Origin of the sequence: Neobacillus niacini (assembly GCF_000759675.1) — a bacterium.
In the GTDB taxonomy this organism is placed as follows: domain Bacteria; phylum Bacillota; class Bacilli; order Bacillales; family Cytobacillaceae; genus Neobacillus; species Neobacillus niacini_A.
In genome coordinates this window covers 80,012-95,375 of record NZ_BAWM01000037.1, presented here as the reverse complement: position 1 = coordinate 95,375, position 15,364 = coordinate 80,012, and the positions used below count along the sequence as shown (strand labels likewise).

The 15,364-nt window shown below is 37.6% G+C and carries 13 protein-coding genes; 11 read left to right on the top strand and 2 right to left on the bottom strand.

Features of this window, described 5'->3' with window-relative positions; translation table 11 throughout:
- Positions 1-414 precede the first annotated feature (414 nt).
- The 3 genes from TR08_RS16230 to TR08_RS16220 are packed head-to-tail and all read left to right on the top strand — an operon-like array spanning position 415 to position 3,130.
- Positions 415-1,155 carry an ABC transporter ATP-binding protein gene (locus TR08_RS16230; protein ID WP_045519862.1) on the top strand — a complete coding sequence of 247 codons (741 nt, stop codon included), beginning with the start codon at positions 415-417 and terminating at the stop codon, positions 1,153-1,155.
- Entirely contained in the window at positions 1,148-2,359 is a 1,212-nt protein-coding gene (locus TR08_RS16225) for an ABC transporter permease (protein ID WP_045519860.1), read from the top strand. The genes TR08_RS16230 and TR08_RS16225 overlap by 8 nt, the downstream gene beginning before the upstream one ends.
- A gap of 48 nt (positions 2,360-2,407) precedes the next feature.
- A complete protein-coding gene (locus tag TR08_RS16220; RefSeq protein ID WP_045519858.1) occupies positions 2,408-3,130 on the top strand; it encodes an EcsC family protein in 723 nt (240 codons plus the stop codon).
- A 19-nt stretch (positions 3,131-3,149) separates the two neighbouring features.
- Here TR08_RS16220 and TR08_RS16215 read toward each other — a convergent pair whose 3' ends face one another.
- A complete protein-coding gene (locus TR08_RS16215) occupies positions 3,150-4,328 on the bottom strand; it encodes a M20 family metallopeptidase (RefSeq protein ID WP_045519856.1) in 1,179 nt (392 codons plus the stop codon).
- 132 nt (positions 4,329-4,460) lie between these two features.
- On the opposite strand from TR08_RS16215, the gene TR08_RS16210 reads away from it, so the two are divergent.
- Entirely contained in the window at positions 4,461-5,096 is a 636-nt protein-coding gene (locus TR08_RS16210; protein WP_052427487.1) for a phosphatase PAP2 family protein, read from the top strand.
- A gap of 28 nt (positions 5,097-5,124) precedes the next feature.
- Here TR08_RS16210 and TR08_RS16205 read toward each other — a convergent pair whose 3' ends face one another.
- Positions 5,125-6,522, bottom strand: a complete 1,398-nt coding sequence (locus TR08_RS16205; RefSeq protein ID WP_045519854.1) for a hypothetical protein — start codon at positions 6,520-6,522, stop codon at positions 5,125-5,127.
- Positions 6,523-6,802: 280 nt separating this feature from the next.
- Between TR08_RS16205 and hemE the strand changes: the two genes are divergently transcribed.
- The 7 genes from hemE to TR08_RS16170 all read left to right on the top strand — a co-directional run bounded on the left by hemE (position 6,803) and on the right by TR08_RS16170 (position 15,320).
- On the top strand, positions 6,803-7,849 hold the full coding sequence (hemE, locus tag TR08_RS16200) for a uroporphyrinogen decarboxylase (RefSeq protein WP_045519852.1): 1,047 nt from the start codon (positions 6,803-6,805) through the stop codon (positions 7,847-7,849).
- A gap of 177 nt (positions 7,850-8,026) precedes the next feature.
- Positions 8,027-8,959, top strand: coding sequence for a ferrochelatase (gene hemH / locus TR08_RS16195; RefSeq protein ID WP_045519850.1), 933 nt, complete (start codon positions 8,027-8,029; stop codon positions 8,957-8,959).
- A 33-nt stretch (positions 8,960-8,992) separates the two neighbouring features.
- Positions 8,993-10,414, top strand: a complete 1,422-nt coding sequence (gene hemY, locus TR08_RS16190) for a protoporphyrinogen oxidase (RefSeq protein ID WP_045519848.1) — start codon at positions 8,993-8,995, stop codon at positions 10,412-10,414.
- 90 nt (positions 10,415-10,504) lie between these two features.
- Positions 10,505-11,239, top strand: coding sequence for an MBL fold metallo-hydrolase (locus tag TR08_RS16185; protein ID WP_045519846.1), 735 nt, complete (start codon positions 10,505-10,507; stop codon positions 11,237-11,239).
- 16 nt (positions 11,240-11,255) lie between these two features.
- Positions 11,256-12,242, top strand: coding sequence for a lipoate--protein ligase (locus tag TR08_RS16180; RefSeq protein WP_045519844.1), 987 nt, complete (start codon positions 11,256-11,258; stop codon positions 12,240-12,242).
- A 152-nt stretch (positions 12,243-12,394) separates the two neighbouring features.
- A complete protein-coding gene (locus tag TR08_RS16175) occupies positions 12,395-13,615 on the top strand; it encodes an ATP-grasp domain-containing protein (RefSeq protein WP_045519842.1) in 1,221 nt (406 codons plus the stop codon).
- A 148-nt stretch (positions 13,616-13,763) separates the two neighbouring features.
- Positions 13,764-15,320, top strand: a complete 1,557-nt coding sequence (locus tag TR08_RS16170) for a fatty acid--CoA ligase family protein (RefSeq protein WP_045519841.1) — start codon at positions 13,764-13,766, stop codon at positions 15,318-15,320.
- Positions 15,321-15,364 lie beyond the last annotated feature (44 nt).

The window sequence follows — 15,364 nt, the reverse complement described above, 5'->3', positions numbered from 1 at the left end:
TTTATAAACAGTAATCTTTGTTCAAGCTGACCATCCCCTATGTTGTTTTTATATGTTTTACCAACTTATAAAAACGGATGATAATCTGCCGTAAACACCTCATTTATTTTTTTGATAAATAGCTGGTGTTAGTTGAACTCTAAATGGTTACCAGGCAACTTGTGCAAAACAACCATCCCCTTATTTGAAACGTTTTAGAAGCTACTTGTTTGAAAAGTTAAATGTCTTTGACAGACACCTCATTTCAAATTGTTGATGAATCACTTCATCGAGTAGGTGTTTCCCCTTCAAATATTATGATGTCCCGTTTGAAATGAAATATACAAAAAAAAACGTAAAGAATTTGAAATCCTATTTTTATCAATTTTGATTTGGTAAAATGAAAGGTAATTATGTTATGGAAGGACGGAATACATGTCTTTATTATCGATTGAAAGCCTAACCGGAGGGTATACAAGGAATCCAGTTCTAAAAGATGTAACTTTTGAAGTAAATGAAAAAGAATTGGTTGGATTAATCGGTCTAAATGGTGCCGGAAAAAGTACAACCATTAAACATATTATTGGTTTAATGGAGCCGCATAGTGGTGCAGTGAAAATAAATGGACATTCAATTAATGAAGATAAGGAAGTTTATCGGAAAATGTTTACCTTTGTTCCGGAAACACCAGTTTTATACGAAGAGCTCACCCTTGAAGAGCATTTAAGATTAACTGCTATGGCGTACGGATTAGATGAGTCTACATATAAGACAAGGGTTGAGAAATTACTTGCTGAATTTCGAATGGAAAAAAGACTGAAATGGTTTCCAGCTCATTTTTCTAAAGGAATGAAACAAAAGGTAATGATCATGTGCGCTTTTTTAGTTCAGCCTTCTCTTTACATCGTTGATGAACCATTCGTTGGTCTAGACCCACTTGGAATTCAATCTTTGCTGGACTTAATGAAAAAAATGAAAGAAAACGGTGCGGGTATATTAATGTCAACCCATATTCTAGCCACTGCCGAAAAATACTGTGACAGATTTGTCATTCTTCATGAAGGAAAAGTTCGTGCAAAAGGTACTCTTGATGAACTGAGAGAGCAGTTCTCAATGCCTGCAGCTTCTTTAGATGATCTATATATCCAATTAACGAAGGAAGAAAAATATGTTTGATGAGAAAAAGCTATGGAAAGACAGATCTGTCCATCGTTTAAAAGAATTTGGGGTTTATCTTCGTTATATATTAAATGGTCACCTAGTCGTCGTCTTGCTATTTTTAATAGGTACGGCTGCCTTTTATTATCAAAATTGGATAAGTTCATTGTCACCGGATTTTCCTGCAGAGATTATTATTGCTGTCATATTAGGTGTGTTTTTAACCCACAGTCCTGTTTATACTTTTTTACTTGAAGCTGACCAGGTATTTTTGATTCCGCTTGAAACGAGATTAAAGCCTTATTTTTTCCGTTCTGGATTGATTAGTCTCATCTTTCAAGGATATATTTTATTGATGGTTTTAGCGGTATTGATGCCAATGTATGCGCATGTCAGTGCAAACGGCTTTCAATCATTTTTTATTTTCCTAATCATCCTGTTGGCTATTAAAGCATGGAATATTGCGGTAAACTGGAAGATTCATTATTTTGTGCAGCCATCTGTTTATACTTGGGACATGTTCGTCCGGTATTTCATTAATGTGTTATTTACCTTCTTGCTTTTTAACAATGCAAATATCCTTTTTTTACTGATATTTGCTTTAATTATGGCGTCTTATTATCGCTCCTTTTATATCAGGACAAGAAAAATGGGGTTGAAATGGGATCTGCTTATTGCTCAAGAAGAGAAGCGGATGTCGTCTTTTTATCGACTAGCCAATTTATTCACAGATGTACCGAAAGTAAAAGATACTGTGAAAAGAAGAAAATGGCTGGACTTGTTTATTAATCGAATTTCCTTTTCACAAGATAATACTTATCATTATTTATTCGCAAGGACATTCCTTAGGGCATCAGATTATTTAGGTCTTTTTATTCGATTAACGGTAATTGGTGCATTTGCCGTGTATTTTATCTCCTTTGGGGTGGGGCAAATCGTTCTTTCTCTCTTATTTATTTATTTAACTGGGTTCCAACTGCTGCCATTATGGAATCATCACCAAAACAAGCTTTGGGTTGACTTATATCCAGTGTCTCAAAACCATAAAACAGCTGCTTTTCATTCCCTTCTAATGAGGATTCTTATCATTCAATCCTCGATATTTTCCGTAATTATTTTGATTAAAGGGGAATGGTTGTATGCGTTATTAGTCCTTCTCTCTGGACTACTATTTAGTTTTTTATTTGTAAATGTTTATAGTAAGAATAGACTAAAAGCATGAATGGATTCGGAGAAAAACTAATATCCTTTTGCTAAAGGGGGTGGGAGCATGAATGAATATGAGTTAAAGGTATATGGTGAAGTGGTCGAATGGAAAAGAAAACTAACAAGACGTTCAGGGATGATGAATCGAATTTCAAAAAAAGCTCAAGGCAGATTAAATGAAATGATTCCTGAAAAGGTTCACGAAGTGATGACAGAAAGCATAAAGGGAATGGTCAAAACCACGTTATTTGGATCACAACTCACCACCAACAAAGATCAAGCTGCAGGACTAACACTAGAAGAACGTGATGAATTAATGAGAAAAAAGACAGCTGTCTTTCAGAAAACTGCACTGGTTGAAGGTGCGGGTACAGGGGCTGGGGGAATCCTGCTTGGGCTGGCTGATTTTCCTTTACTACTTTCCATTAAAATGAAATTTCTTTTTGAAGCTGCAGCTATTTATGGATTTAACACGAAAGAATTTGAAGAGCGGCTATTTATTCTTCATATCTTTCAGCTTGCATTTTCAAGTGATGATATCCGTCGAGAAACATTATCTGAAATTGAAAACTGGGATGAGAGAAATCAAGAACTTGTTGAAATGGATTGGCGTAAATTTCAACAGGAATATAGAGATTATATAGATCTTGTTAAAATGTTCCAGTTAGTGCCAGGAATCGGTGCATTCGTAGGTGCATATGCCAATAACAATCTTCTTAAGCATTTAGGAGAAACTGCGATGAACGTATATAGGTTAAGAATCCTAAAAAAAGCCCCTGAACTTTAATTGAGTTCAGGGGTTTTGCTTATTTAGATCCGTGTATTTTTATTGCTGCAGTCCCAAGCGTTTTTGCTGCTATTAACATGGCATTCTCATCAATATCAAACTTTGGATGGTGGTGTGGATAGCCTGGATTGGCACCAGGGGGTTTTGCGCCTGTGAAAAAGAAGGTTCCTGGTATTTCCTTTAAGTAATAGGAAAAATCTTCTCCCCCCATTTGCGGCTCAGATTCCTCAATCGTAATTACCTCAGGAACTTCCTTCGCCGAAGCAATAAGAAATTCTGTTTCTTTTCCATGGTTGACTACTGCTGGATAACCTCTCTCATACACAAAGTTATATGTGCTGTCAGACAAGTAACATGTTCCTTTAATAATTCTATCCATTTCCTCTTCAATGTATTGACGAACATTATCATTAAAGGTTCGGACGGTCCCAATAAGCTTTGCTTTATCCGCTATTACGTTAAATGCATTTTCAGACATAAACGTGCCTACTGTAACCACCGCTGATTCAACTGGATTTACCTTCCGACTGACAATTTGTTGTAAATTTAAAACTAGCTGTGAAGCTGTGACAATGGCATCCTTTGTCTTATGAGGCTGTGCACCATGTCCGCCTTTGCCCTGGATATCAATTTCAAAACGATCAGCTGCGGCCATAATCGGGCCGGTTCGATATTGGATGGTTCCGGTTGGTTCACTTGCCCATAAATGAGTTCCAAATATGACATCAACACCTTCTAAACAACCATCCTCAATCATTGTGATTGCTCCGCCTGGTGCAAATTCCTCAGCATGCTGATGAATAAAGACATAGTTTCCTTCAAGGTCATCCTTCAATTCATCCAGTACCTTTGCGAGTACAAGAAGAGTTGCTGTATGTCCATCATGGCCACAGGCATGCATGACCCCCGGAACTAATGATTTATAAGGTACATCCTTTTCATCATGAATAGGTAAAGCATCAAAATCTGCTCTTAATGCCACAGTTTTTCCGGGTCTTTTACCATAAACTTTTGCTACAATACCATTTCCTCCAATATTTCCTTTTACTTCAATTCCAAGTTTTTCATAAAATTCCTGTATATACTGTGCGGTGTTATATTCTTGAAAGGACAATTCCGGGTGCTGGTGCATATACCGACGAATGGATACCATTTCTTCATAGTAATCTTCTAATTTTAAAAACATTTGCTTCAACATATGAATCCTCCAAACACCTAAATTTTTATCTTGTTTTCAAACTATTTTAACACTATTACACTATTATGTAGATTTAAAAGTTAATTTTCTTTATAATTTTATAGAGTTTGTTAAGAGAAAGGATTATAAAAAATGGTAAATAAAAGAAATAGTTATACATACTTATATTTAGGTTTTGGTGTTGTAATAGCACTCTATACTTCTATCAAAGTAGCTGCTAAACAAACTTTTTGGATAGATGATAAGCTTGCTGATTTATTTGCTTATGTACCAGATGCATTCAACCCATTTTTTCTTCTATTAACGGAACTAGGAGATAAAAAAGGAATCGGTATAGTCGCATTGCTTGTGTTGGGCTGGTTATTGCTGATAAAAAGAAATTTCTTAGGGGCTGCCGCTATTACTTTATCTGTCGCTCTAGGAAATGAAGTTAATAAACTTCTAAAGGACCTTATTGCACGCCAAAGACCTGAACTTGAACATCTGGCACATGTCGATAGCTTAAGTTTTCCAAGTGGACATGCCATGGTAGGATTAACTTGCTATTTTTTTATTGCCTATCTTGTAATTGAAGAAATGAAGTCAGATACAGCAAGAAAAATGGTTATCCTATTAACAGCACTGTTATTACTATTAATTGGTGCAAGTCGAATCATTCTCCAAGTCCATTACCCTACAGATGTTATTGGCGGTTATGTATTTGGTTATATTTGGGTGATGGTATCGATATTTATTTACAATTTCTTTAAAAAGAAATTGAAAAAATAACCATAAAAAAGAGGCCGCAGCCTCTTATTTATATTAAGAACATAGCTACGATAGTAGTAACTGCAAGACCGATTACGACTGGAAGTAGATTCCGCCTTGCTAACTCAAATGGGTCAACATTACAAATAGCTGCTGCAGGGATTAATGCCCAAGGTACGAGTGTTCCGCCTCCAACCCAAATGGCAGCTATTTGACCAAGAGCAGTTAGAGTGGCAACCCCTTTACCTATAGCGACCGCAAATAAACCTGCGACTGACCCTGCTAGTGATATTCCCGAAAATCCTGAGCCATCTAAACCTGTAATAGCTCCTACCGTGGTTAGTGTCACGGCTCCGACCACTTTACTCAACGGAACAACATTTGCTAACGCAATACCAAGGTCATTTACAATTCCATGAGACCCATTTGGTAAAAAGTCACCAATGATTTTTCCAAAACCAGCGTCACCTAAATAGAAGAATGCTGCAATTGGAATGACGGGGCCAAAAACCTTAAATCCGAATGTGAATCCTTCGATTAAATAGCCTGTAGATTTTTCAAGACCCTTGGTTTTATGGCTGACCATGGTAATTAGGAGAAGGATAAAGATTGAAGTGCCGCCAATTAAAGCAGTTGCGTCACCGCCAGTCAGGTCGAGGATAAGCATTCCAGCAACGTCGATGGCAAATAAAATAGGAACAAGAATGGCAAAGAATCGTTTCTGCCCAATAGTAAGGAGATTTTTCTCAGAGGTTGTTTCTAATTCTGAATCCATAGGCACATAAGGAGTTGGCTGCAGTACACCGTTTTTCATATCTCTCTTTAGGAAATAGAAGGCTGCAATAGTGGTGACAATCCCCATTGTAAATACTAACGGAATACTAGCGCTGATGACATCACTGATTGGAATTCCAGCAGCATCTGATGTTAATTTCGGTGCTGCCTGAATGACAAAGTCACCTGATAAGGCTATACCATGCCCAAACAAGTTCATTGCCATTGCAACACCTAAAGCTGGAAGTCCCGCTCGTAAGGCAACAGGAAGCAGTACCGCACCAAGGAGGGCAACAGCCGGAGACGGCCAGAAGAACCAGGAAATGACCATCATTAATATACCAATGGTCCAATAAGCGAGTGCAGGGTTACGGATTAATTTTGTAAAAGGTGAAATCATCACATCGTTTATCCCGGTAGAAGTTAAGGTTTTGCTCATTGCCACAATAATCGAAATGACTAAAATGGTGGATAACAACTCCGTAATCGCATAAATAAAACTGTTGAAAATACTGCTAACTGAATTGCTTAATGATCCCGTTGCAGTTATGGCAATCAGGAATATCCCGACAATACAAATAAGTGTCGTATCTCTCCGTTTGACCATAAATCCAATAATAAGAGCAATAAAGACAACAAATATCCAATGGAGAGCTGAAAGCTCAATAAGCATATAATGACCTCCTTTCATCTTCATCTAAGGACGAAAAATAGGCATTCGCCCTTAGGTTGTAATACAGAATATGAATCTGTATTAAAGTGGTGAAAGGAATTTAAAAATTTTAATAATGAAAAAACGACTTTTTTTTGACACTTATCATCGTAACCTATACACAAATAGGAATAATCGATATAGTGAGAACTGTGCTATGTAATCTATGAAGTTTTTAATTTTTTGCTACATATATTAAAATATAACCAGACATGTCTTTTTGAAAGGTGGATTTATTTACATGACGAAGCAAATCAACGAAACATTTTTAAAAGCAGCAAGAGGAGAAAAGACAGACCACGTACCAGTTTGGTACATGCGTCAAGCAGGGCGTTCACAACCAGAGTATAGAGAGATTAAAGAAAAGTACTCTTTGTTTGAAATTACGCACCAGCCTGAGCTATGCGCTTATGTAACCCGCCTTCCTGTAGAACAGTACAATGTTGACGCGGCTATTCTCTATAAAGATATCATGACACCGCTTCCGGCAATTGGAATGCAGGTTGAGATAAAATCTGGTATTGGTCCTGTAATTGACAATCCAATCACTTCATTAGCAGATGTTGAAAAACTTGGTGAAATTCATCCTGAAGAGGACGTACCATACGTTTTAGACACGATTAAATTGTTAACTCAAGAACAATTGTCAGTACCTTTAATTGGATTTTCTGGTGCTCCTTTTACGCTCGCCAGTTACATGATTGAAGGAGGACCTTCGAAAAACTATAATAAGACAAAGGCATTCATGTACTCTGAACCGAAAGCATGGTTTGCTTTAATGGAAAAACTCGCTGATATGATTATCACTTATGTGAAATCGCAAATTAAGGCCGGAGCTAAAGCAATTCAAATCTTTGATTCTTGGGTTGGGGCTTTGAATGTTGAGGACTACCGCTACTTTATTAAGCCAGTCATGATTAGAATTTTTACCGAACTCAAAGAAGAGAATGTACCACTGATTATGTTTGGTGTAGGAGCTAGTCATCTCGCGATGGAGTGGAATGACCTTCCGCTTGATGTAGTTGGATTGGACTGGCGTCTGCCGATTCAACAAGCAAGAGAAATGGGAATTCAAAAAACGGTTCAAGGTAATCTTGACCCAGCAATCCTGTTGTCACCTTGGGAAGTAATTGAAGAAAGAGCGAAAGCCATCTTAGATCAAGGTATGGCTCAGGGAGGCTATATCTTTAATCTTGGCCACGGTGTATTCCCAGCTGTAAACCCAGCGACGTTGAAAAAATTAACCTCATTTGTCCACGAGTATTCTGCATCTAAACTAAGCAGATAAATACTATCCTCGAGTGTTAATATTGGTAAGATAGCAGTTTTTTTGGCACAATAAAATATGCATAAAAAAGAGGGCCCTAATATTTAGAGGCCCTCTAAATCCTGATATGAGGTCAATATTATAGGACAAGTTCTTATTATTTTGGAAGCAACAAGACTTAAAGATGAGGTGCGGATGATGACTAGAAAGAAAATGGGATTACTAGTAATGGCATACGGAACCCCATATCATTTAGATGACTTGGAACGTTACTATACACATATTCGGCATGGCAGGAAACCTACTCCAGAAATGATTGAAGAGTTAAGGAATCGCTATGAAGCAATTGGCGGTATTTCACCTTTAGCTAAAATTACAATTGAGCAGGCAAAAAAACTGGAAGAACATATTAACCAGGTTCAAGAAGAAATACAGTTTAAAATGTATCTTGGCTTAAAGCATATAGAACCGTTTATCGAGGACGCCGTTAAGGAAATGCGTTCAGATGGAATTAATGAGGCTGTTAGTATAGTCTTGGCGCCTCATTTTTCAACTTTCTCGATTAAGTCCTATAATAATAGGGCAAAGGAAGAAGCAGAAAAACTCGGTGGCATGACGATCACTTCAATTGATAGCTGGTATGATGAACCAAAATTTATTAACTACTGGGCAGATAAAATTAAGGAAATATATGATCAAATGCCCCAAGAAGAAAAAAATGACGCTATGATGATCGTTTCAGCCCATAGTCTTCCAGAGAAAATCTTACAGTTTGGTGATCCTTATCCAAGTCAGCTTCAGGAAACAGCTGATCTAATTGCAAAACAGGCAGGAATTAGCAACTATGCGATTGGCTGGCAAAGCGCGGGGAATACACCTGATCCATGGTTAGGTCCAGATGTCCAGGATTTAACTCGGGACTTAGCGAAAGAACATCCATATAAGGCATTTGTTTATGCACCAGTTGGCTTTGTGTGTGATCACTTAGAAGTACTCTATGATAACGATTACGAATGTAGAATAGCAGCGGAGGAAGTTGGAGCAAGCTATTATCGTCCTGAGATGCCGAACGCACATGAAGATTTAATTGATGCAATGACCACCGTTATATTAAAAAAATTAACCAACTGATCGAAATTAGTAAAAGAAAGAAGGGTGACATCCGTGGCGGAAGAAAAACAGAAGGTAGCAATCATTGGGGGAGGAATTGCTGGGCTTACTGCCGCATTTTACCTTCAAAAAATCATTAACGATAAAAAGCTGCCTCTTGAAATCAAACTTATCGAAGCGTCACAACGTCTCGGAGGTAAAATGCAAACAGTTATAAGAGACGGTTTCACCATTGAAAGAGGTCCTGATTCCTTCTTAGCAAGGAAAACCAGCATGATTAGACTTGCTAAGGAAGTAGGGATGGAGGATCAATTAGTATCTAATTCGACAGGGAAATCCTATGTTCTTGTGAATGACAAGCTCTATTCGATGCCCGGGGGTTCAATAATGGGAATCCCAACTGAAATAGGACCATTTATTACTACTGGGTTGTTTTCAGTCCCAGGAAAACTAAGAGCAGCTGCGGATTTTATCTTACCAAGATCTGCTGGTAATACAGACCAGTCTTTAGGTGAGTTTTTCCGAAGAAGGTTAGGCGATGAGGTGGTTGAAAATTTAATTGAACCGTTATTATCGGGAATTTATGCCGGTGATATTGATCAAATGAGCTTAATGTCGACCTTCCCACAATTCTATGAGGTTGAACAAAAATATCGCAGCCTGATCTTGGGGATGAAAAAAACAACACCTTCAAAACCGAAAACACAAGAATCATCTGAGAAGAAAAAAGGTGCATTTTTAACCTTTAAATCTGGTCTTCAGTCCTTTGCGGAAGGTATTGAAGCGAAAATTGACCCTAATTCGATATTAAAAGGGCACCGGGTTGATAAAATTACAAAGATAAATAAACAGTATGAGCTTTATTTAAATAACGGTGAAACATTGTTTGCTGATTGTGTTGTTGCAGCCACTCCGCATAAAATAACACAATCCATGTTCTCAGACTATCGTTTTTTTGATCCATTTAAGTCCGTTCCTTCAACATCTGTTGCCACGGTTGCACTTGCATTTCCCGAAGAAGCCATAAAAAACGATATTGATGGAACGGGCTTTGTTGTTTCTAGAAATGGTGATTATTCTATAACAGCTTGTACATGGACACATAAAAAATGGGTTCATTCTACTCCAAAAGGCAAGGTACTGCTTCGCTGTTATGTTGGAAGAGCCGGAGAAGAAACGATCGTTGATCTTTCTGATGATAGAATCATTAAGATTGTTCTTGATGATTTAAGCAGGACAATGGATATTGGTATGCAGCCTGAGTTTGCTGTTGTTTCGCGCTGGAAAGATTCCATGCCACAATACACAGTGGGACATAAACAGCGACTAGATACTATTAGCGAACTAATTAAATCAGAGCTGCCAGGGGTCTTTTTAGCCAGTGCCTCCTTCGGCGGTGTAGGGCTTCCCGATTGTATTGACCAAGGTGAAGAAGCGGTAAAAGGAGTATTAGAGTATTTAAATGTAAAAGAATAAACCAGAAGCTGTTTTTAATAGCTTCTTTTTTTATTAGCTAGCGTTTTTGAGTAAAGTAAAGGTATGGTAGAACTAGAAGGGGTTGTTAAAATGAAATTAACCATAATAGGTTATTGGGGTGGATACCCGAAAAAAAATGAAGCAAGTTCAGGATATTTACTTCAGCATGAAGGATTTAATCTATTGATTGATTGTGGCAGTGGTGTTCTTGCGAAGATGCAAAATAGTATAGAACCTGAAGAGCTTGATGCTGTGATGATTTCCCACTATCATCCAGACCATATTGCAGATATTGGGGTACTGCAGCATGCTCGGTTGATTCAAGGCTTTTTAGGGAAGAGTTTTCCGACTTTACCTATCTATGGACATTCTTTTGACAAAGCAGAATTCACCAAATTAACCTATAAAGAAATCACGAAGGGAATTGCCTATTCACCTAATGATGTTCTGACTGTCGGACCATTCCAGGTTTCCTTTTTAAAAACAGACCATCCAGTCCCATGCTATGCAATGAGAGTAGAGGCAAATGGAAAATCCATTGTTTACACGGCGGATAGTTCCTTTAAAGAAGAGTTTATTGAGTTTAGTAAAGACGCAGACCTGTTATTATGTGAATGTAATTTTTATCAGCAGCAAAATGGGAAGTCTGCAGGACATATGAATAGCATAGATGCAGGGGGATTTGCAGCAAGAGCAGGTATTAAACAATTAATCTTAACCCATCTTCCGCATTACGGAGATTTATCTAAGCTTATCAGTGAGGCAAGTACTGAATATACGGGTATAATAAAACTAGCAGACGAATTTCAAACCATTTCACTATAAGAAGGGGAAAGTTAGTATGTTATTTATTGATAATAAAGGCATTACCGATCCACGAATAAATCTTGCAATTGAAGAATATGCCTTAAAAAATCTCGATATCAATGAAACGTATTTGTTATTTTACATAAATGAGCCATCGATTATCATTGGAAAAAACCAAAATTCAGTAGAAGAAATTAATACGGAGTATGTTGAGAGCAATGGAATCCATGTGGTACGCAGATTGTCTGGCGGGGGAGCGGTTTATCATGACCTTGGCAATCTTAATTATAGTTTTATAACAAAAGATGACGGCGATAGCTTTCATAATTTCCGCAAATTTACGGAGCCGGTGATTGCAGCCCTTAAACAAATGGGGGTAAATGCTGAATTAAGCGGTAGAAATGATATTTTAGCTGAAGGCAGGAAAATTTCCGGGAATGCCCAATTCTCAACAAAGGGGAGAATGTTCACCCATGGAACGCTTCTTTTCAATTCTGAAATGGACCATATTGTTTCAGCTTTAAGGGTGAAAAAAGATAAAATTGAATCCAAGGGAATCAAGTCAGTCCGGAGCAGAGTGGCGAATATTTCAGAGTTTTTGACAGAGAAATTGAATATTGAAGAGTTTCGTTCCTCTTTGCTGAAATTTATTTTTCAAGGGAAAGAAGTAACGGAATACGTGCTTTCCGAAGAGGATTGGGAGAAAATTCACCAACTATCAAAGGAACGCTATCAAAATTGGGATTGGAACTACGGGAAATCTCCAAAATTTAATCTCCAGCATTCCCATCGTTTCCCAGTGGGGCAAATTGATGTCCGCTTAGATGTTGATAAAGGAGTCATTGAGAACTGTAAAATATACGGTGACTTTTTTGGTGTTGGGGATGTAAGTGAAATTGAGAATAAACTAAAGCATGTTCGCTACGAAAAGAGCAAGTTAGAAGCAGCACTTAAAGATGTTGATACAACCTACTATTTTGGAAATGTTTCAAAAGAAGAATTTATCAACTTAATTTATTAGGAGTTTAACACGGTGAGATATATTCATCGTGTTTTTTTAGGTAGATGACACGAAATTTCGTTAATTGTTGAAAAAAAGTCCATACAAAACTCCATTTCCCTCATAACATATAGGGCGTTCATCTTTATCAGGGAAACATAGGAGTGAGGAGAATGAGAACAATTGTTTTTATTGGATTAAATAAATCCGGGTCGAGCAGAGAAGCTGTAAAAGCAGCAAATGAATTAGGATATGTTACGGTTGTTTTTACTGATCAAGAAAAACAAATCGAGCAAAGAAGTGAATATATGGATGTTCATCAACTCACTTTAGTGGATACAAGCAACCTGGAAGAATTAAAAAACCAAATATATTTATTGCAACAACGGGGAAATGAAGTGGTCATCATTACCAGTTTTGTAGCAAAATATGTTCATATAGCCTCCACATTAGCCGATGAATTTTGTGATAACTATGTATCAACGAAAGCCATTTCGATTATGGAAGATAAAGAAAAAACTAGAACTTTTTTTGCTAGACAATCATTCACGCCCAGGTTTAAGTTAGTAACGAAAGATGTTCAATTGCCTTTTGCTCTCACTTACAAGAAATTAAAGTTCCCAGTGGTAGTGAAGTGTCCTTCTTCAACTGGCTCAAAGGATGTTTTATTTGCTGCAACCATGAGAGAATTAGAAAGAAAAGTAGGTAAACTAAGAACTAAATATCCAGATGAAACGATTATCATTGAAGAATATGTGGACGGCGAACAATATTTAGTGGAGGTTCTTGTCACCAACTGGAAGATTCTCATTGGTGTTATCATCAAGCAGGAAATTACAAAGGGGAAACGGTTTATTGTTACAGGGTATGGGGTGTTAGCCGAAGTACCGTCATATCTAGAAGAGAGTTTACGGGATGTGATTGAAACAATCGTTTCCTCGTTAGATATTAAAAATGGTGCTTTCCATTTAGAATTAAGATTGACAGAGAACGGCTGGAAATTGATTGAAAGTAACCCAAGGATATCGGGTGGTGCGATGAACAAGATGATCCAAGCTGCATTTGGTTATAGCTTAGTAGAAGAAACACTAATGATGTTAGCTGGAGGGGTACCATCACTAGAAAAACGCACTAATAACTATGTATTTACACAGTATGTCATCCTTGAAAACAAAGGTATATTAGAAAAGGTTACAGGTAAGGAAAGGGCTATGGCAACTCCTGGAGTAGTTGAAGTGTACGTTAAGCCAAAGAGCGGGACGTATGTAACACCTCCGTTGTCTATGGGGCACCGGTATGCATATGTTATTGCTCGAGGAAATACGCTGGAAGAAGCACAAAGCATAGCGAAGCATGCAGCTAATGAGCTTACTTTTCATTTGAGAATTGAGTAAGAAAGATCCCCATAACATTAATTTGGGGGTCTTTTTAGTCTCTCATAGAACATTTTGCTTGAATACTTAAATTTCTTTAAATATAATATATTTAGAAAATTTTTACGATTTAGTGAATGAATATTCATTCACAAAAGGGAGGGAAATTATGAATTTATCATCTAGACTTCAGGAAACTGCAAAAAACTCAGCAAGCAAAACCGCCTATTATTTTATGGGACAAGGTACTACATATGCTGAATTGGATGGGGCGATTACAAAATTCGCATCTGGGCTAGAAAAATTAGGGATTAAACAAGGGGATCATGTTGCTTTGTTACTCGGTAACTCACCACATTTTGTCATAGGTTTATACGGGGCATTAAGGTTAGGAGCAACCGTCATTCCTGTTAACCCCATTTATACAGCAGATGAAATTGGTTACATACTAAATAACGGTGATGTAAAACTTGTAGTCGCGTTAGATCTGGCTATTCCATTAGCTGAAAAGGTCCATGCTTTCTTGCCAAAAGTAGAGAATTTTATATTCTGTGAAACAAGTGAAAATGGTATTTCTCAGCATAATATTGAAGCACTGACACTTTACTCTAAAATGAAATCGTTTACAGAAATAGTTGCCTCTGGAGACCTTTCATTTCAAGGACCAGAGCTGCAGGATGATGACACAGCGATTATTCTTTATACTTCTGGGACCACAGGGAAACCAAAAGGTGCCATGTTAACCCACAATAATTTATATAGCAATGCTAGTGATGTGGGCGACTATTTAAAGATGACTGAACAAGACCGCGTCATCACGACCCTCCCAATGTTCCATGTATTTTGCTTAACGGTAGCACTAAATGCACCATTATTGAGTGGAGCTACCATGTTGATTACACCAAGGTTTAGTCCAAAGGAAATTTTTGATTTGGCAAGAGAGTATGAAGCAACTGTTTTTGCCGGAGTTCCAACGATGTATAATTTCTTATTCCAATACCCTGAAGGTAATCCTGAAGATTTTAAATCTCTAAGATTATGTATTTCTGGCGGTGCTTCTTTACCTGTTGCCCTGCTTAACAATTTTGAAAAGAAATTTAATGTTCGAGTTTCTGAAGGTTATGGTTTATCAGAAGCTTCTCCAGTGACCTGCTTCAATCCATTGGACCGTCCACGTAAGGCTGGTTCTATCGGAACCTCCATCCTTCATGTTGAAAACAAAATAGTCAATGAACTTGGAGAGGAACTTCCTGTTGGAGAAGTGGGAGAATTAATTGTTGCTGGTCCGAATGTCATGAAAGGCTATTACAAAATGCCTGAAGAAACAGCTGCAGCCATACGTGATGGCTGGCTATTTACTGGGGACCTAGCTAGAATGGATGAAGATGGATACTTCTATATAGTTGATAGAAAGAAAGATTTAATTTTAGTTGGCGGGTATAATGTCTACCCTCGCGAGGTTGAAGAAGTGCTATATAACCATCCCGATGTAGTAGAGGTGGCTGTACTCGGTGTACCGGATTCAGACCTAGGCGAAGCAGTAAAATGCTATGTTGTGAGTAAAAATCCGAGTACGACTGAAGAGCAATTACTAGAGTATTGTAGAGAACATTTAGCCAAATATAAAGTTCCTTCTTCGATTGAATTCTTGGAAGAACTCCCAAAGAATACAACAGGAAAAATTTTGCGACGAGCATTAAAAACTCAAATCACCCAAACAGTCTAAAAGCAGAGTGGAATCTCATATAGTTAAAAAGGGCAGGCCTGTCA

Excerpts from the sequence above, each read along its gene's own strand:
- TR08_RS16175 (WP_045519842.1), top strand. The coding sequence starts at position 12,395 with ATGAGAACAATTGTTTTTATTGGATTAAATAAATCCGGGTCGAGCAGA.
- TR08_RS16220 (WP_045519858.1), top strand. The coding sequence starts at position 2,408 with ATGAATGAATATGAGTTAAAGGTATATGGTGAAGTGGTCGAATGGAAA.
- TR08_RS16215 (WP_045519856.1), bottom strand. The coding sequence starts at position 4,328 with ATGTTGAAGCAAATGTTTTTAAAATTAGAAGATTACTATGAAGAAATG.
- TR08_RS16205 (WP_045519854.1), bottom strand. The coding sequence starts at position 6,522 with ATGCTTATTGAGCTTTCAGCTCTCCATTGGATATTTGTTGTCTTTATT.
- TR08_RS16230 (WP_045519862.1), top strand. The coding sequence starts at position 415 with ATGTCTTTATTATCGATTGAAAGCCTAACCGGAGGGTATACAAGGAAT.
- TR08_RS16180 (WP_045519844.1), top strand. The coding sequence starts at position 11,256 with ATGTTATTTATTGATAATAAAGGCATTACCGATCCACGAATAAATCTT.
- hemH (WP_045519850.1), top strand. The coding sequence starts at position 8,027 with ATGACTAGAAAGAAAATGGGATTACTAGTAATGGCATACGGAACCCCA.
- hemE (WP_045519852.1), top strand. The coding sequence starts at position 6,803 with ATGACGAAGCAAATCAACGAAACATTTTTAAAAGCAGCAAGAGGAGAA.
- TR08_RS16185 (WP_045519846.1), top strand. The coding sequence starts at position 10,505 with ATGAAATTAACCATAATAGGTTATTGGGGTGGATACCCGAAAAAAAAT.
- TR08_RS16225 (WP_045519860.1), top strand. The coding sequence starts at position 1,148 with ATGTTTGATGAGAAAAAGCTATGGAAAGACAGATCTGTCCATCGTTTA.
- TR08_RS16210 (WP_052427487.1), top strand. The coding sequence starts at position 4,461 with ATGGTAAATAAAAGAAATAGTTATACATACTTATATTTAGGTTTTGGT.
- TR08_RS16170 (WP_045519841.1), top strand. The coding sequence starts at position 13,764 with ATGAATTTATCATCTAGACTTCAGGAAACTGCAAAAAACTCAGCAAGC.